Source organism: Actibacterium atlanticum (assembly GCF_000671395.1).
In the GTDB taxonomy this organism is placed as follows: Bacteria; Pseudomonadota; Alphaproteobacteria; order Rhodobacterales; family Rhodobacteraceae; genus Actibacterium_D; species Actibacterium_D atlanticum.
The window spans coordinates 178,190-194,397 of record NZ_AQQY01000006.1; the positions used below are offsets into that span (position 1 = coordinate 178,190).

General features: G+C 60.8%; 17 protein-coding genes. 5 read left to right on the forward strand and 12 right to left on the reverse strand.

Features of this window, described 5'->3' with window-relative positions; genetic code table 11:
* Window positions 1–11 precede the first annotated feature (11 nt).
* The 5 genes from ATO10_RS10815 to ATO10_RS10835 all read right to left on the reverse strand — a co-directional run bounded on the left by ATO10_RS10815 (window position 12) and on the right by ATO10_RS10835 (window position 5,064).
* On the reverse strand, window positions 12–2,906 hold the full coding sequence (locus ATO10_RS10815; protein WP_035251329.1) for a formate dehydrogenase subunit alpha: 2,895 nt from the start codon (window positions 2,904–2,906) through the stop codon (window positions 12–14).
* 104 nt (window positions 2,907–3,010) lie between these two features.
* Window positions 3,011–3,202 (reverse strand): twin-arginine translocation signal domain-containing protein, encoded by a 192-nt coding sequence (locus ATO10_RS10820; RefSeq protein WP_035251331.1) that lies wholly within the window; start codon window positions 3,200–3,202, stop codon window positions 3,011–3,013.
* 49 nt (window positions 3,203–3,251) lie between these two features.
* Complete coding sequence (locus ATO10_RS10825; RefSeq protein ID WP_420313641.1) at window positions 3,252–3,863, reverse strand: TorD/DmsD family molecular chaperone; 612 nt, start codon at window positions 3,861–3,863, stop codon at window positions 3,252–3,254.
* Window positions 3,864–3,877: 14 nt separating this feature from the next.
* Entirely contained in the window at window positions 3,878–4,528 is a 651-nt protein-coding gene (locus ATO10_RS10830; protein WP_035251335.1) for a DUF3306 domain-containing protein, read from the reverse strand.
* Window positions 4,525–5,064: a DUF3305 domain-containing protein gene (locus ATO10_RS10835; RefSeq protein WP_035251454.1), complete on the reverse strand. Its 540-nt coding sequence runs from the start codon at window positions 5,062–5,064 to the stop codon at window positions 4,525–4,527. The genes ATO10_RS10830 and ATO10_RS10835 overlap by 4 nt, the downstream gene beginning before the upstream one ends.
* A gap of 374 nt (window positions 5,065–5,438) precedes the next feature.
* Here ATO10_RS10835 and ATO10_RS10840 point away from each other — a divergent pair, with 374 nt between their 5' ends.
* Window positions 5,439–7,394, forward strand: coding sequence for a 4Fe-4S binding protein (locus tag ATO10_RS10840; RefSeq protein WP_035251337.1), 1,956 nt, complete (start codon window positions 5,439–5,441; stop codon window positions 7,392–7,394).
* Here the strand turns inward: ATO10_RS10840 and ATO10_RS10845 are convergent.
* Window positions 7,388–8,143, reverse strand: coding sequence for a c-type cytochrome (locus ATO10_RS10845; RefSeq protein WP_035251339.1), 756 nt, complete (start codon window positions 8,141–8,143; stop codon window positions 7,388–7,390). The genes ATO10_RS10840 and ATO10_RS10845 overlap by 7 nt on opposite strands.
* A gap of 56 nt (window positions 8,144–8,199) precedes the next feature.
* Here ATO10_RS10845 and ATO10_RS10850 point away from each other — a divergent pair, with 56 nt between their 5' ends.
* Genes ATO10_RS10850 through ATO10_RS10865 form a run of 4 tightly spaced genes read left to right on the forward strand, consistent with a single transcriptional unit; the run spans window position 8,200 to window position 10,650 of the window.
* Window positions 8,200–8,391 (forward strand): DUF6494 family protein, encoded by a 192-nt coding sequence (locus ATO10_RS10850; RefSeq protein WP_035251341.1) that lies wholly within the window; start codon window positions 8,200–8,202, stop codon window positions 8,389–8,391.
* Between the two features lie 2 nt (window positions 8,392–8,393).
* Window positions 8,394–9,464 carry an Mrp/NBP35 family ATP-binding protein gene (locus ATO10_RS10855; RefSeq protein WP_035251343.1) on the forward strand — a complete coding sequence of 357 codons (1,071 nt, stop codon included), beginning with the start codon at window positions 8,394–8,396 and terminating at the stop codon, window positions 9,462–9,464.
* Complete coding sequence (locus ATO10_RS10860) at window positions 9,461–10,168, forward strand: biotin/lipoate--protein ligase family protein (RefSeq protein ID WP_035251345.1); 708 nt, start codon at window positions 9,461–9,463, stop codon at window positions 10,166–10,168. Before ATO10_RS10855 ends, ATO10_RS10860 begins: the two co-directional genes overlap by 4 nt.
* Window positions 10,165–10,650, forward strand: a complete 486-nt coding sequence (locus ATO10_RS10865; RefSeq protein WP_035251347.1) for a DUF6505 family protein — start codon at window positions 10,165–10,167, stop codon at window positions 10,648–10,650. Before ATO10_RS10860 ends, ATO10_RS10865 begins: the two co-directional genes overlap by 4 nt.
* A 50-nt stretch (window positions 10,651–10,700) precedes the next feature.
* On the opposite strand, the gene ATO10_RS10870 is transcribed toward ATO10_RS10865, so the two are convergent.
* From ATO10_RS10870 to ATO10_RS10895, 6 genes are all read right to left on the reverse strand, one after another.
* Entirely contained in the window at window positions 10,701–11,507 is an 807-nt protein-coding gene (locus ATO10_RS10870) for an ABC transporter substrate-binding protein (protein WP_035251349.1), read from the reverse strand.
* The gene (locus tag ATO10_RS10875) at window positions 11,504–12,217 is read right to left on the reverse strand and encodes an ATP-binding cassette domain-containing protein (protein WP_035251350.1); all 714 of its coding nucleotides are present in this window, start codon (window positions 12,215–12,217) and stop codon (window positions 11,504–11,506) included. The genes ATO10_RS10870 and ATO10_RS10875 overlap by 4 nt, the downstream gene beginning before the upstream one ends.
* Complete coding sequence (locus ATO10_RS10880) at window positions 12,214–12,918, reverse strand: ABC transporter permease (protein WP_035251352.1); 705 nt, start codon at window positions 12,916–12,918, stop codon at window positions 12,214–12,216. The genes ATO10_RS10875 and ATO10_RS10880 overlap by 4 nt, the downstream gene beginning before the upstream one ends.
* A 190-nt stretch (window positions 12,919–13,108) precedes the next feature.
* The gene (locus ATO10_RS10885) at window positions 13,109–13,513 is read right to left on the reverse strand and encodes a hypothetical protein (RefSeq protein WP_051598088.1); all 405 of its coding nucleotides are present in this window, start codon (window positions 13,511–13,513) and stop codon (window positions 13,109–13,111) included.
* Window positions 13,514–13,531: 18 nt separating this feature from the next.
* Window positions 13,532–13,843 carry a hypothetical protein gene (locus ATO10_RS10890; protein WP_035251354.1) on the reverse strand — a complete coding sequence of 104 codons (312 nt, stop codon included), beginning with the start codon at window positions 13,841–13,843 and terminating at the stop codon, window positions 13,532–13,534.
* An 11-nt stretch (window positions 13,844–13,854) separates the two neighbouring features.
* Complete coding sequence (locus ATO10_RS10895) at window positions 13,855–16,194, reverse strand: nitric oxide reductase activation protein NorD (RefSeq protein ID WP_035251356.1); 2,340 nt, start codon at window positions 16,192–16,194, stop codon at window positions 13,855–13,857.
* Window positions 16,195–16,208 lie beyond the last annotated feature (14 nt).

Consider the following 16,208-nt stretch of genomic DNA (forward strand, 5'->3'; position numbering starts at 1 on the left):
CTCTTGTCTCCTTACGCTGTCCAGATTTTGCAAAGAGTGGCCTTGGTCTCTTGCATCTGGGTTACTGAGTCATAGCCATAGGTCTGCGCGGTGTTGGTACTTTCGCCCAGAACATAGGGGTCGGCACCGTCGGGGTATTTGTCCCGCAGGTCCTTGCCCTCAAAATGGCCGCCAAAGTGGAACGGCATAAAGGCAACGCCTTCGCCGACCCGTTCGGTCACCATGGCCATCACCTTGACCTTGGCCCCTTCGGGACCTTCGACCCAGACCTGATTGCCATCCCGTACACCAAGGTTGTTGGCGTCACGCGGGTTGATCTCGACGAACATGTCTTGCTGAAGTTCAGCCAGCCAGGGGTTCGAACGGGTCTCGTCCCCGCCGCCTTCATATTCGACCAGACGCCCCGAGGTCAGAATGATCGGATAGTCCTTGGAGAAGTCCTGTTTCTGGATCGACGCATACATGGTCGGCAGACGATAGAACTTGCGGTCCTCATAGGTCGGATAGTCGGCGACCAGATCACGCCGCGGCGTATACAGAGGCTCGCGGTGCAACGGGATCGGATCCGGGAAGGTCCACACAACTGCACGGGCCTTGGCGTTGCCAAAGGGCGCACATTCGTGCTTGATCGCGACCCGCTGGATGCCGCCTGACAGGTCGGTTTTCCAGTTGGTCTTGGGACCGGCCACCGCATCAATGGCAGCGCGTTCGTCGTCCGTCAGATCACCATCCCAACCCAGATCCATGAGCATCTGCATGGTGAATTCGGGATATCCGTCCTGGATTTCCGAATTCGCCGAGTAGACGCCTTCGGCCAGCAGGTTGTCGCCATCGCGTTCCACCCCGAACCGGGCGCGGAAGGTCAGGCCACCCTCAGAGACAGGTTTGGACATGTCATAGAGGTTGGGCGTACCCGGATGGTTCATTTCCGGCGTGCCCCAGCAGGGCCACGGCAGACCATAGTAGTCCCCATCAGCGGGGCCACCCACCGCGCGCAACGTGGTGCGGTCGAACGTGTGCTGGTTTGCCATGTGCATCTTCAGGCGTTCGGGGGACTGGCCGGTATAGCCAATCGTCCACAGACCGCGGTTGAACTCGCGGGTCACGCTTTCGATGTTGGGGGTGTTGGCGTCTTCCATCTCGATGTTGCGGAAGAAACGATCGGCCCAGCCGAACTTGTTGGCGAACATGCCAATGATCTCGTGGTCGGGCTTACTCTCAAAGAGCGGCTCAACCACCTGATCACGCCACTGGAACGACCGGTTCGAGGCCGTGACAGAGCCACGGGTTTCGAACTGCGTTGCGGCAGGCAACAGGTAAACCCCATCGGTGCGGTCATGCAGAACAGCCGAGACGGTGGGATACGGGTCGATCACGACCAGCATGTCCAGCTTCTCCATCGCCGTCTTCATTTCCTTCATCCGTGTCTGCGAGTTCGGGGCGTGGCCCCACAGCACCATGGCACGGACGTTGTTGGGCTGATCCATGTTGTCCTTGTCTTCAAGGATGCCATCAATCCAGCGCGACACAGGGATACCGGTCAGGTTCTGCAAAGACTTCTCTTTGCCATCGGCACCCGTCAGGGTGTCGAACTGGCCTGCCAGCCATTCGGGGTCTTCCTCCCACACGCGGGCCCAGTGGCCCCAAGCACCTTTGGACAGGCCATAGTAGCCCGGCAAGGTGTGCGACAGCACGCCAAGGTCGGTTGCGCCCTGCACGTTATCGTGGCCACGGAAGATGTTGGTGCCACCACCGCTGGTGCCCATGTTGCCAAGGGCCAGCTGAAGCACACAGTAGGCACGGGTGTTGTTGTTGCCGTTAGTGTGCTGCGTGCCCCCCATGCACCAGATCAGGGTGCCGGGGCGGTTGTTGGCCATGGTCCGGGCCACGCGCTTAAGCTGCGAGCCGGGGGTGCCGGTCACACGCTCCACCTCTTCGGGGGTCCACTTGGCCACTTCCTCGCGGATTTGGTCCATGCCCCAGACACGGGTGCGGATGAACTCTTTGTCCTCCCAGCCGTTCTCGAAGATGTGCCACAGAATGCCCCAGATCAGGGCCACGTCCGTACCCGGACGGAAGCGCACATATTCATCGGCATGAGCCGCCGTGCGGGTGAACCGAGGGTCACACACGATCAGCGGCGCGTTGTTTTCCTCTTTGGCTTTCAGCACATGCAGCAGCGACACGGGGTGTGCCTCGGCCGGGTTGCCGCCAATGATGAAAATGGCCTTGGAGTTGTGGATGTCATTGTACGAGTTCGTCATCGCACCATAGCCCCAGGTGTTTGCAACACCTGCTACTGTGGTCGAGTGACAAATCCGGGCCTGGTGATCCACGTTATTCGTGCCCCAGTAGGCGGCGAATTTGCGGAACAGATAGGCCTGTTCGTTGTTGTGCTTGGCTGAACCCAGCCAATAGACACTGTCAGGGCCGCTCTCGTCGCGGATCTGCATCATGCCGCCGCCGATCTCGTCGATCGCCTGTTCCCAGCTGATGCGCTTCCACTCTCCACCCTCTTTTTTCATCGGGTACTTCAGGCGGCGCTCGCCATGGGCATGTTCGCGTACCGAGGCGCCCTTGGCGCAGTGCGAACCCAGATTGAACGGGCTGTCCCAACCGGGCTCCTGCCCGACCCAAACACCGTTTTGCACTTCGGCAACAACCGTACAGCCGACCGAACAGTGGGTGCACACGGATTTGACAGCTTCCACCGCGCCGGTGGCCGCTGTGGCCGCTGTGGCTTGGGTGACAGCGCCGCCAGTGGCGCTGATTGCGGCAAGGCCACCAATGGCCAGGCCAGAGCCACGCAGGAACGCGCGGCGGTCCACTGATGTCGATGCGACATCAGACAGGATACTTGTCCGCTGGGGGCGTCTCGCAACCCCGTTGGTCTTTTTCCTAAGCATTTAAACCTCCCTTGCTCGTCTCATTGGACGTGCTGGGTTGACGAAAACCGCAGGCAGTCGGGCGTCACGCAACCAGTCGCCTTTGGCGTTTGGAAAGGTCCGCCTTAGAAGCGGGCGCTTTCAAAGTAGGCACGCGTATGTGCGGTATCCTGCATCTTCTCAGATGACAGGTCCGGCTCGGCCGCGTCGGCCTGCGTGCTGCCCGAGGCCACCGCGATCGCCGCAAGCGGCGCCGATGTCCCGGCCAGTTTCAGAAAATCGCGGCGGCTCTTGGCCTCCTCGGTTTTCTTGGTCATGAGAGTTCCCTCCCTCGGTTATGGCGGTCGCCCGCCGTTGAAATGCGGATCACTCCGCGCTCATCCGGAAGCCTTCGGCCTCGATCTCCATGAACACGCGGCCCACCTGGCCGACGGCTGCAAATAGGACCGAGTTTTTGGCGGCTTCCAAATCGGTGAAAAAATGCCCGGCCCATGGCGCGATGTGCCGGTTAAAGAAGGTGCGCTGATCGGCCAGTTCGGCCGGGTCGCCGAAACGGCCCACGATCAAAGCCCCCATCATCTCCATCAGGCTGGCGATGTTGTCTTCGGGTTCGTAAACGTTTTGGGCGCGGGTCATGCCGCGCGCTGCCATGTCCTGACGCAGCAGCGCCAAGGGTTTCTCGTTCAGGAAACCTGTCATGTAGTAACTGGCATAGGGCAGCAGCTCGCCGCGCCCCAGACCGATGAAAAGCTTATTGAACTCGCTTTCCACAGCTTTGGGTTTTGACAGCTTGGCGATTTTGGCTAGCGCATTGATCGCGGTGCCCAGATCCCCCTGATCACCGCTTAACCCCGAGGTCTGTTCCAACAAAATCTGATCGGGCGGACCTGATAAAAGCACACCCAGAAAATTGTAAAGGTCCGCACGCAGGCGGTCTTCCTCGCTGACGGGGGGCTGTTGCAGGGCTTGTGCTGTCATTTTGTCGTCCTCTGTCATGCGGGGGCCTGCGACGCGTCGAATACAAACCGCATTCGGCGGCGCGTGGCATCAAAGTCGGGGATGGGGTCATCAGCTGTATCTTCGGCGTCGAGCTTGGCAATCTGCGGTGTGGGCACGGCGACTGCCGCCGGGTTTGGGCTTTCCTCAGCACCCGCGATTTCTTCGGGTCCCTCCGCGGAACCCTCCGCCGCATCCGGGTCATGATCGGCGGTGGTCTGGGCTTCGTGTGCAAGCCGTTCTGCCTCGGCCTGTCGTGCCATCTCTTCGATGTGGCGGGTCATGCCCTTGCCGACCTGATAGGCGGTCTTGAGCCCCTCGATCACCAGATTGGAATCCGTGTAATCCTCGCCGTAATCCACCAAGCCATCGACATTGGCCAAAACCGGATTGCTGAGCCACAATCGACGGATCGCCCGTTGGCGAATGCGGGCGGGTACGGTCTTGGCCAGGAAGGCCTTGAAATCATCGCCCTCGCCCAGCGTATCGGGATCCGGCAGGCCGAGCTCCTCCAGAATCTCGGCATCCGGTTTGTCTGCTAGCGCCGCTTCACGTTCGGCCTCGGCCAACGCTTCTTCGGCGCGCAGCTCGTCTTGCTGTTCAGCCTGTACGGCAGCCTTGCGGCGGGACCAGAAATCGTTGCTCATTGCAAACGCCCCTTTCTGGAAGATGTCGGAGAGCGATACACATCGCTGACCTGAACGATGCGCGCGTCGCCAATCCCGTCTTCGATCTTGTCGATGCGCTTCTTGTCGCGACGCCGCTTTTTGAAAATTTCTTCTTCGTGGTGGGCTAACGCAAAATCGCGCACCCAAGCCACCAGCCCCTCGGGCATGGCAACCTTTTCAACAAGATCCTCGCCATTGTCGGCATAGTCCTGCGCCTCGTAGGGGGACGCCGTGACAAGCAGAGCGCTCAACGGGCGCGTTGGCTCATCGCTTTCGCGCAGAATGACATAGACACAGGGCACCTTGGCCGAGAGCCCCTGCAAATAGGCCTCGGCGTCAGCACCATGCATTTCCAGCGGCAAGGTGGCGATGTGGTACTCGGTGATGTCAGCCTCCTTGCGCAGCAGCTGCCAGTCCGCCGGGGGCGCCCCCGGCAAAATGCCAGTCGCCTTCCACGACCACTTGGCCCAGCGAGTCACCCCGGGTGTGCGTCGGATGACGATACCAAGTGGCATCATGTCAAAACGTTCAGAAATATCCGTCTCTCCTCCCAAGCTCCGTCTCCGGAACCCCTGCACAAAGTGTGTGTCAGCGCCGGAAGCGGACAAAGGCACAAATCCGCGCTTTCGCGAGAAACCGACCGAGCCGGACAATTTGGGACACTTTGCTGGGACCTTCTGTCGCGGTGAGACGATTTGTCTAATTTGACTGATTTGCTTGGGTATTTGCCGCCGCAGATTTTGGCCGGATTTGACGGTGTGATTCGCGCCGAAACCCGGCGCTCCCCGACGAGGAACGCGGTTTACGGCGCAAAGGAATCATGCCTAGCTAGGGGGGTAAACAGTCGTGAAAATCGCCCAAAAGTGGTGCCACGACCCCGGGAGGAAAAATGCCTAAGTCACTGATTCTTTGTAATTGTTCCGACAGCTTTGCTCTCGACCCTCAGGCCCTGTCAACGGCCACGGGCCTTGCGTGTTCGAAGGTGCATACCGGGCTGTGCACCACTCAAGCCGCCGCCGCTGCCGAGGCCATTACACAAGAAGAGGTAATTTTTTGTTGCGGCCAGGAGCAGCGCCATTTTGAGGAGTTGGCAGACGAACTTGCCGCCCCCACTCCGGCCTTTCTGGACCTGCGCGACCGGGCCGGTTGGACCGCGGACAGCACCTCGACACTACCCAAAATGACCGCGCTGGTGGCCGAGGCAAACCTGCCCGCACCGTCGATCAAGACCATGGATGTGACCTCCGAAGGGCTCTGCCTGATCATCGGCAAAAGTGACGTCGCAACTGCCGCCGCCGAGCAGCTCAAGGACTATCTGGGGGTCTCGGTTCTGCTGACAGACGGGGATCTGCCCCCCGACCCGCCGCGCGACTATGATCTGTTGCGCGGGCGCCTGAAATCGGCGCGCGGGGCCTTGGGGCAATTCGTGGTTGTTATCGACGCCTTGCAGCAATGTCCCCCTGACGGACAGGACGCGCGCAACTGGTCTGCCCCGCGCGACGGGGCACATTCGCAGTGCGATATCATTCTGGACCTGACCGGCGAAACATCGCTGTTCCCGGCACCCGAAAAGCGCGAAGGATACCTGCGGGCTGACCCGGGCAGTCTGCCCGCTGTCAGCGCCGCGATCCTTCAGGCTTCGCACATGGTGGGGACCTTTGAAAAACCACTTTATGTAAAGCTGGAACCGCTTCTGTGCGCCCACTCGCGGGCGGAACAGGTGGGGTGCAGCAACTGCCTGGACAACTGCCCCACCGGCGCCATTACCCCGGATGGGGACCACGTCACGGTCGATCCGATGGCCTGTGCGGGCTGCGGGACCTGCTCGGCGCTGTGCCCATCAGGGGCGATCACCTATGACGCCCCTCCGGTAGACCTGACCCTGCGTCGGGTTCAGACGCTGGCTAAGGCCTATCTGGACGCAGGTGGCAGCAATCCCCGCCTACTTGTCGTCAACGCCCATGGCAGCGAGATGATCCGGCTGTCGGCCCGCCATGGCCGTGGCCTGCCCGCCGATGTGATCCCGCTTGAGGTCCCCGCGCTGAACGGTTTTGGCCATGCTGAAATCGCCGCTGCGCTGGCTGCGGGTTTTGCCTGTGTGTCGCTGCTGCCCGGCCCGACAACCGAACGCCCCCCGCTCGAGCGCGAGGTCACCCTTGCCCGCGCCATTGCCTCGGACGAAGCGGTTCAGATCATCGACACAACCGACCCCGACGCGATGTCCGATGCGTTGTATGGCGCTGACATTGCCCAAACCACCGTCAGCCCCGTGCGCCCCCTTGGCACGCGGCGTCAGGTTACCCGTCTGGCCGCGCAGGCCCTGAACCCCGAGGCCGAGCATATCCCCCTGCCATCAGATGCGCCCTATGGCGCTGTGTTGGTGGATACGGACAGTTGTACGTTGTGCCTGTCCTGTGTGTCGCTCTGCCCCTCAGGTGCATTGGGGGACAATCCCGATTTGCCCCAGCTGCGCTTTCAGGAAGATGCCTGCCTGCAGTGCGGGTTGTGCGCAAATGTTTGCCCTGAAAATGCAATCTCTTACGAGCCAAGGTTGAACCTGACACCCACTGCGTTGGAACAAACGGTCTTGAACGAGGAAGAGCCCTTTGCCTGCATCGAATGCGGCGCTTTGTTCGGGGTGAAGTCAACCATCGAAAAGATCACCGAGAAGCTGGCCGGCAACCACAGCATGTTCGCCAAGCCCGAAGCCGCCAAGATGATCCAGATGTGTGACAATTGCCGGGTCAACGCGCAGTTCCATTCAGAAAACAATCCCTTCACCGCGGGCGATCGCCCCAAGGTGCGCACCACCGAGGATTACCTGAGCAAAAGGCGTGATCACTGATGCGCAAGCGGGGCGCCCAAATCGGCGGGCGACATGGCCGCCACATAGGCAAGGATTGCGTCGACATCCTCCAGCGTCATTTCGAGCGGGATGATCGTAGCGGGGCGTTCCTCGGCGAAAGGGGCGGTAACCCCACTCACTTGCGTGAAAGCCGGGTGCGGGTTCAGGACATAGAAGGTTTCAAACCGCTCCTGCCAGTCCGACAGGCTGCGCAGAACCGAAAAGGACGGGGTCGAATCCACCGCGTTACGACGCCCCTCCCCTCCGATCGCGTGACAGCGCTGACACATCTGCTCCGACAGAACCAGCCCCCGCGCCGCATCTCCATCAATAACGACGGCTTGGGTCGTTACGGCGGCCTTCATGGGCAGATCAAAGATCTGAACACCGTCTGGCTTGAATCCGGTGATCGCCCGCTGACCCGCGTCAGATGTAATCCAGTCTGCAAACCTTGCGGTGCCCGGATGATCCCTGTTCAATACCTGCAAGTGCCATGTTTGCCCCATGCCGGAAAACACCGCCTGACCCATAGTGCCTATCTGCGCCTCGGCGGGGTCACCGGGGCCAACAACCTGAACTTTCACCTGCGTTTTCAGGGTAAAGCGTGGCAGCAGAAATTGGGGAAACTTTGTTTCGGACAGCTCGGGCGGCAGCGCAAGGCGCACCAGCCGATCCTCGGCATGGACAATTCCAGCCTGAGCAAACAGCATAAGCGCGACAAAGCGCAACACGTGAACCAGTCTTACCATGCCAAATGGTATGTGGCGCCCACCCGCCACGTCAATATCGTCGAAAGGGAGAGCCGATGAGCGATGATTTCAACATGTCGATGCGCAAGTTCCTAAAGCAGGTCGGCGTGACCTCGCAGCAAGCCATCGAAGAGGCCATGCGCCAGAACGGCAAAGCCGGAACGCCCTACACAGCCAAAGCTGTCATCACCATTGAGGGGCTCGAAATGGAACATGTCGTGACCGGAACAATCGAGGGGCAGGACTGACCGTGGCTGTTACACGAGAGGCTGTATTGGCAGCCCTGAAAGAGATCAAAGACCCGGCCACCCAAGGTGACATTGTCGCCAGCGGTGTGGTGCGGGCGCTGAATGTTGACGCTGGCGCCGTACGGTTCGTCCTTGAGATAGACCCGGCCCGGGCACAGGCCTATGAGCCAGTGCGAGCGCAGGCCGAAGCAGCTGTGAAGGCGCTGCCGGACGTCCAGACTGTTTCGGTCGTGTTGACCGGACACAGCGCACAACCCGCCCCGCCCGACCTGAAACTGGGCAAAAAAGCCCCGCCCAAAGGCCCGGAAAAGCTGCCGGGAGTAGATAGGATCATCGCCATAGCCTCGGGCAAAGGCGGGGTCGGAAAGTCGACCGTTTCGGCCAATCTGGCCTGTGCTCTGGCCGCGCAGGGGCTGCGGGTTGGCTTGTTGGATGCCGATGTCTATGGCCCGTCGCAGCCGCGCATGCTGGGTGTGTCGGGCCGTCCGGCCAGCCCTGATGGAAAAACCATCCTGCCGATGCGTAACCATGGCGTGACGATGATGTCACTGGGGTTGATGACAAACGAGGATCAGGCCGTTGTCTGGCGTGGGCCAATGCTGATGGGGGCATTGCAGCAAATGCTGGGTCAGGTGCAATGGGGGGCGTTGGATGTGCTTTTGGTTGACCTGCCACCCGGTACGGGTGACGTGCAGATGACCCTTGCACAAAAGGCGCAGCTGCAGGGCGCCGTGATCGTCAGCACCCCGCAGGATGTCGCGCTGATCGACGCCCGCAAAGGGATCGACATGTTCAAGCAGCTCAACGTGCCGATCCTTGGGATGATCGAAAATATGTCGACCCACATCTGCAGCAATTGCGGCCACGAAGAACATGTCTTTGGCCATGGCGGCGTCGCCGCCGAGGCGGCCAAGCTGGGCGTGCCTTTGCTGGCTGAAATTCCGCTGCATCTGGATATCCGTCTGGCGGCGGATGGCGGCGCACCCATCGTTGTCTCGCAACCCGACAGCCCGCAGGCACAGGCGTTTCAGGATGTCGCGCGCAAACTGGTCTCGGTGGAGGCCCCTGCATGAGCGATCTGAGCTTCCCGCCATTGATGTCCGGGCATGCGGTGTCTGCCTCTGAAGACCCGTTTGATACAGCTTGCGTAAAAGCCACCATGGGCTGTGATGCCGGGTTGATCGTCTATCGCCTTGAAGCCGACCATATGGCCGCCGCACTGGTTTTTGCACCCGAAGTGCCCTTGGCGCAGGCCATGGCGATGTTGCCTACTTGTGGGGTCGGGTTTCAGAACGCGTTGGGCGCCTTGGCGCCGCCAGAAGTGGCGGTACATCTGGAATGGGGCGGCGCGATCCGGGTGAACGGCGCGCGCTGCGGCCGGCTGCGCGCAATGGCCAGCACCTTGGACCCGGAACAAACACCGGACTGGCTGGTGGCTGGGTTCGAACTGGACCTGCTGCCGCAAGACGACGATCCGGGCATCACCCCCGACCGCACCGCGCTCTATGCCGAAGGCTGCGCGGATGTGCCCGCACCTTTGCTGCTCGAAGCCTGGGCGCGCCACACGTTCAACTGGATCGCCCGCTGGGAGTCAGAAGGCGCCAAACCCCTGCATGCCGAGTGGCGCGGGCTGGTACACGCACTGGGCGAGGAGACGCAGCAAGGCTCCTTGTGTGGCACTTTCCTGGGTACGGATGACCAGTTCGGCATGTTGCTGCGCGACCCGGACACAACCCATCTGATCCCGCTCAGCGCCCGGTTGGAGACCTCGTCATGAAGCTTGCCCGCGCCATCCATTTCGACGAAAGCGATCAACGCATTTTTCATAATCCGGCCCGCACCGGCGAATGGTGCCTGCCGGGAGGTTTCGAGTTTTCGAACTGGACCGAAGATGACCTTGTCGGCAAGGCCCGACAGGCTTTTGCCAACGGCTGGTTGGGTCTGGAGACATCAGGCCGGGTGACCTTTGTTGCGGTCACACAGATCGAAGAGGCCGAGTTAAGCGCGCTGACGGACCTTCTGGCCCAGCACTTCGTGACCTATTACGGCGCTCCGAATGTGGAGGCGGCCCGCCCCGTCGCTGCCGAGGAATTGGCGCATATGGTCGAGCTGTGCGAAGATCATGATCCAAACACGCTGCTGACGGTTGCGCGCGAGTTGACCGAGGCCGGTGTGCGCGAAGCCTTTCGCGCCATCCAGCCTCAGGATGCAGGGTTGGAGCAGTTCGCCATTCACGGCTCCGTCGACGAAGAAAGCTGAAGCAAGGCTTGGCCGGGCCTGCCATTTAGGCCGGCCCGGCCAAAGCCGCGTTACCGCGGCTGGGCGTTGAACACGAAAAGACCTTCGCCATTGATCTGATAGCCATTGATCAGCTCTTTGGCGGTGTCCGACACCAACCAGCCCTCAAGTGCGATGGCCATATCATGTTTGACGTGGCCATGTTTGTCAGGGTTCACCGGGATATAGGCATATTGGTTGAACAGGACCGGATCGCCCGCATAGAGCAGTTCCAAGCCCCGCTTATTGCCAAAATTCAGCCAACTGGCGCGGTCCGACATGACATAGGCGTCCATCGCTGCCGCCGTGTTCAGCGCCGTCCCCATGCCCGCGCCCACCGCCCGGTACCAGCTGTCAAAGCCATCGGCCTGCAGACCTGCCTCCAACCAAAGGCTGAGCTCTTTCTTATGGGTGCCGCTGTCATCGCCACGGCTGACAAAAGGGGCTTTGACCCCGGCAATCTGCCGCAAGGCCTGCACCGCATTCGCGGCCCCCCTGATCCCGGCCTGATCTGAACCGGGGCCGACAAAAACGAAATCATTATACATGATCTCGCGCCGATAGGTGCCGTTGCCCTCGGCCAGAAACGCCTCTTCGGCCTTGCGCGAATGCACCAGAATTGCATCCACATCCCCCGCAGCCCCAAGGCGCAGCGCCTGCCCCGTGCCCACGATCAACAGGTGCACCTCCAGCCCAAGGTCCCGCTTGATCGCAGGCAAGAGCACCTCTGACAGGCCCGAGTTGTGAAACGAGGTCGTCACCGCCATCTTCATTTCGGCAGCGTTCAGTCCAAACGCCATCGCCAGCCAGGCTACCGCCCCACACATCATCTTCTTCATTCGACGATATCTCCTTTGATAAACGCGCGCGCTTGGGCGGACGGGGGATGATCAAAAAATGCCCGGGCCGGGCCGAAAGCCTGCACCTTGCCGTGCAGTAAGAACAGCACCTCATCCGCCAGTCGCCGGGCCTGCCCCATGTCATGCGTGGACATCACCAACCGGGTTCCCGCCGCAGCGGCAGCGACCAGGGTTTCTTCGATTTCGCGGGTGGCGCGCCCATCCAGCGAGGCGCAGGGTTCATCAAGAAACAAAACCTGTGGATCACGGATCAATGCGCGGGCCAACGCCAGCTTTTGCTGTTCACCGCCAGACAGAACCGTGGCCTGTCGATCCAGCGCATCCTGCAACCCGACCCGGGCTGCCCAGTGATCGGCGCGGTCCCGGGCTTCGGCGCGCGCGACCCCTGACAGGCGCAACGGATAGGCCAGATTGTCCCGAACCGTGCGGCGCATCATGATCGGTGACTGAAATACAAAAGCCTGTTTTTCAAAGGTTTCATGCATCGGCACAGCCCAGCGCACCTGCCCCGCGCTTGGGCACTCCAGCCCATGCAACATGCGCAGCAAGCTGGTCTTGCCCGACCCGTTCGGGCCCAGCACGATGGTCACCCCCTTGGCGCCAAGCGAAACATCGACAGGCCCCACCAAGAGCTTACCCCGGAAGCGCAGCTCGGCACCTTCAGCACGCAGAGGCAAGATCGACGTCACCAGCGTCCCTCCGTCTCGGTGCGCGACAGGTTATGGATCGCGAAGTTGATCACAATCGCCATCGCGATCAGGATAAATCCCAGCGCCAAGGCCAGCGCGAAATCGCCCTTGCCTGTTTCCAACACGATGGCGGTGGTCAGCACCCGGGTGACATGTTCGATGTTGCCGCCCACGATCATAATCGCGCCAACCTCGCCTATTGCCCGTCCAAACCCGGCCAGTGCAGCTGTCAGCAAGGCCCGCCGCCCATCCCACAACAGTGCTGCGATCCTTTGTCGTTTGGTCGTGCTGAGCGAAATCAGCAGATCATGATATTCAGACCACAATTCGCGCAATGACTGATGTGCGACCGAAGCGATCAGAGGCACGATGATCACCACCTGTGCGATCACCATGGCCCAGGGCGTGAACAACAGACCCAGAACCCCCAAGGGGCCACCGCGCGACAGGATGATGTAAACAATCAGGCCAACAACGACAGGCGGCAGGCCCATCAGCGCGTTCAGCGTGGCCACAGTAAGCCGGCGAAACCGGAACCGTTGTACCGTCAGCACCGCCGCCAAGGGCAAGGCGATCATCGAGGCAATGAGCAACGCCGACAACGTCACCCGCAACGACCGCAAAGAGATTTCGACAAGGTCAGGATCCAGCGTCACTACCAGCCAAACGGCCTGACGCATGCCTTCCCACAGTTCCCCCATGCCTGGTCGCCCTCCCTTGCAGCCGTCGTGGTCTTGTTTTCTTTTCGACAGACCACAACCGGATCAAGCGCGGAAGGGGGCGCGTATGTCAAACTGTTCAGAAGGGCAAAATTCCCAGTCTTTCTGAGATGATGCACGCCAGCGTGGACATTTTGACCACTTCACTGATGCGCACCGCCCTAAAGGCAGCTTATCCATCGCGCCGGTGCAAAGACACGACTTTAGGCCCCTCCAGCGCGGCTTGTTGCAGCCGGGGGGCTAGCAAGTCCTCGAAATCCTGCCGAACAGCCGCCACCACTTTACCAGCCCCCCCATGATAGTAGCGCAGCTGGCACAACACGGCTTCGTGCAGGCCGCGATCGGGTTTGGGGGCAAAGTCAACCCAGGCGGCGATGGGCATGTCATTCAGACTGCGGTCCACAACCACCCAGGCATTGGGCTGCAGGATCAAATCCAGCATCGGCAAACCGCGCAAGGGCAAGCGCATGGCACCACGCGCCCGCTGCAATGCTCGGGACGCCGTGTTATAGTCGCGCGCTTCCACCTGCGTTGGCCAGGCAGACAGTGCGGGAAGCTCGTCATGCCTTGTGTACATATCCCCAGTATGAGGGGATCAGCCGTCCGCGGCAAGTTCTGCCTCACCGCTCCAGCCCGCCGCGCGTGCATCCAGGATTGCCTGCGCCTGAATGTCCATAAATCGGGCACGCAGATCATCGGGCAGGTTCGAGGGCAGGAACCCATATTTGTCCCACTCGGCGCTGACTTTGCGCCACAGGTCCTCGATTCCAGCCGTTCGCCAGCCTTCGCAGGTTTCGGTCGGTGGGATTAGCCCAAAGACCCAGGCATCGCGGACAATTTTGCCCGTGGCGGTCATCCCGCCCTGAATATCCTTGTCGATTCCGGCATAGCACTTTTGAACGGTCATTGGTCGCTCCTTTAGCTGGTCAGAGATGCAAAGAGAGTTGGCAGTTTCTCGGGTAGCCGATCCACGTGATCGACCACGGTAAAGTTGTTTTCACCAAAGATACGTTTGACATAGGTATCGGCCTGCGGGTCCAGCGTCAGGCAATAGGTCATCACCCCCTTGGACCACAGTTCCTCGACGGCCTTCTTGGTGTCATGGCGCAGGTGTTGCGGATCACGTTCGTCGATGTCGGCTGGCGCACCGTCGGTGACCAGAATGACAAGCTTGCGCCGTTCGGGCTGTGTCATCAGGTCAGCCGCCGCATGGCGCAGCGCCGCGCCCATGCGGGTCGATAAGCCGCCCTTCATCCCCTGCAGCCGCGCTTTGGCCTCGTCATCGAACCGTTGGCTGAAGTCCTTGAAACGATAGTAGTGCACATCGTGCCGCCCGTCGGACGCAAACCCCTGCACCGCAAACGGATCACCAATGCCATCAATCGCGGTGGCCACCAGCGTGGCGGCCTCACGCGTCAGCTCCAGCACCGTCTTTTCCGAACCATCCATCGTGTCATTGGTGCTTTCGGACAAGTCCAGCAGCACCGTCACCGCCAGATCGCGGGATTTGATCACGTTGCGCATGGTGATGCGCGGGTTGGGCTGTTCGCCCATGCGAATGGCGATCATCGCATCGACGGCAGCGTTAATGTCGATCTCGTCGCCATCCTCCATCCCGCGCACGCGCTGCACACCCGCTGGCGTCAGCAGGTCAATGATCTGTCGGATGCGGTGGGCAATGGGTTTGTGCTCGGTCAGGATGGCATCGACCGCTTCTGGGTCCCCCATGGTGGCACGGCGCTCGTACACCGTGGCCCAATCCGGGCGATAGAGCTGCACCTGATAGTCCCATTCCTGATAATGATACGGGGCTGAAATAGGCTCCTTCCCCCACATATCGTTGAAGCTGATCGTTGCCTCTCCCGCGTCCTCATAAGGCATGAAATTATCTTCGCAGATCCAGATTTCCTGTGCGTCGTCCCCGGCCAGCTCGGCGTCAACCTCATGCGCCATTTCCAGCACCGAGACATACTTGCGCACTTGGCGCTGGCTGGCGGGAATGTATTCAGCGCCCTCTTTCGACCAGTCAAATTCTTCAAACGCCCAGATGAACCGGTTGTCATCGCGATACGGGATGCGGATCGAATTCAGCACCCTTAACGAGGGCACGTCGCGGGTGCTGGCGAAGATGTGGTACAGCTCCATTCCGAAATCCCACGACAGCTGATTGTCCAGCGCGCGGGCGCCAATTTCAGCATGAAACCGCGCGCCCAGATCGTTCAGATCTGCGCGGCCCGTGTCGATGGTCGGGTCCAGCAGCAAATGCGCCATGCGTTCCAGCGCCTCAACGGTCGGGTGTTCGGCGGGCGGATGTTCCAGCGCCAGCAAGGTGCCCCACAGTTTGGCCAGACCGGGGAAATCGCGGGCCGCGCAATATTCGACGCGGGCATCTTCAACCACGCCGATAAAGAACATCTGCGCCGGGGTCAGTTGCTCGGCTGAAACCGCAGCACTGGTATATTCCAGATGCGCCGCCTGATGGGCAACCTGCGCGCGATAGAGTTCAAGCCCGTCCATCCCGCCGATCGGGTCCACCGCATCTGGCAGATGCATGATCAGCTGGTCGATATAGGGTTTGAACCCCTCGTAATCGGCCGCTGTGGGGCGCAAGAAAAAGTCCCGCCCCCACAGGGCGCGCAGGTAAAAGTTCAGCTTGCGCTGGCTATCTATGAACAGCGTTCCGCGACGCTCTCGCTGCAGAATTTTCTTGGAATCCGCGCTTTCCAAGGCAAAGTATTTCGTCAGGTTCGGCAGATCACGGCGATAGGCCTCGGCCCCGAAATTGGCCCAGCGTCGCAGGCCCGACAGGGTAAGTTTGCTCAGCAGCTCGTCGATATGGGTCAGCATGGGCCGCAGCCCGCGCGCCGCCTTGGCCGAGATTTGGTGGATCAACGCCAGATAGCCGCGCAACAGTTCCGGATCGCCCAACCGGCGCGCTGCCGTGGGCAACGATGAAAACAGCAAGGCAATCACCTCGCCGCTGGTCATCGACGACAGTTTCATCGCGGCGTTCAGGCAATCGCGGATGATATCCTCGCCACATTCCTTTACAACAAGCGGGATGTTTTCAAGAAAGCTCAGGACCAGATCAAAGCCGCGACCCAGGTTGCTTAACCCGCGTGCGCCCTCGGCGTAATCCCTCATCCCGGCCGGGCTCATCACCCGCGGGGCGTCATGAAAACTGGCTTCCGCCGCGGCCACCAGATCGGCCGGGGCCTTGGCGAAACTTTCCCGTAGATCGTCAAAACTCACAGTCACAGCGCAACCTCCTT

What these genes read in the sequence shown, in the direction of transcription:
- ATO10_RS10815 (WP_035251329.1), bottom strand. Translation starts at nt 2,906, where the DNA reads ATGCTTAGGAAAAAGACCAACGGGGTTGCGAGACGCCCCCAGCGGACA.
- ATO10_RS10820 (WP_035251331.1), bottom strand. Translation starts at nt 3,202, where the DNA reads ATGACCAAGAAAACCGAGGAGGCCAAGAGCCGCCGCGATTTTCTGAAA.
- ATO10_RS10825 (WP_420313641.1), bottom strand. Translation starts at nt 3,863, where the DNA reads ATGACAGCACAAGCCCTGCAACAGCCCCCCGTCAGCGAGGAAGACCGC.
- ATO10_RS10830 (WP_035251335.1), bottom strand. Translation starts at nt 4,528, where the DNA reads ATGAGCAACGATTTCTGGTCCCGCCGCAAGGCTGCCGTACAGGCTGAA.
- ATO10_RS10835 (WP_035251454.1), bottom strand. Translation starts at nt 5,064, where the DNA reads ATGCCACTTGGTATCGTCATCCGACGCACACCCGGGGTGACTCGCTGG.
- ATO10_RS10840 (WP_035251337.1), top strand. Translation starts at nt 5,439, where the DNA reads ATGCCTAAGTCACTGATTCTTTGTAATTGTTCCGACAGCTTTGCTCTC.
- ATO10_RS10845 (WP_035251339.1), bottom strand. Translation starts at nt 8,143, where the DNA reads ATGGTAAGACTGGTTCACGTGTTGCGCTTTGTCGCGCTTATGCTGTTT.
- ATO10_RS10850 (WP_035251341.1), top strand. Translation starts at nt 8,200, where the DNA reads ATGAGCGATGATTTCAACATGTCGATGCGCAAGTTCCTAAAGCAGGTC.
- ATO10_RS10860 (WP_035251345.1), top strand. Translation starts at nt 9,461, where the DNA reads ATGAGCGATCTGAGCTTCCCGCCATTGATGTCCGGGCATGCGGTGTCT.
- ATO10_RS10865 (WP_035251347.1), top strand. Translation starts at nt 10,165, where the DNA reads ATGAAGCTTGCCCGCGCCATCCATTTCGACGAAAGCGATCAACGCATT.
- ATO10_RS10870 (WP_035251349.1), bottom strand. Translation starts at nt 11,507, where the DNA reads ATGAAGAAGATGATGTGTGGGGCGGTAGCCTGGCTGGCGATGGCGTTT.
- ATO10_RS10880 (WP_035251352.1), bottom strand. Translation starts at nt 12,918, where the DNA reads ATGGGGGAACTGTGGGAAGGCATGCGTCAGGCCGTTTGGCTGGTAGTG.
- ATO10_RS10885 (WP_051598088.1), bottom strand. Translation starts at nt 13,513, where the DNA reads ATGTACACAAGGCATGACGAGCTTCCCGCACTGTCTGCCTGGCCAACG.
- ATO10_RS10890 (WP_035251354.1), bottom strand. Translation starts at nt 13,843, where the DNA reads ATGACCGTTCAAAAGTGCTATGCCGGAATCGACAAGGATATTCAGGGC.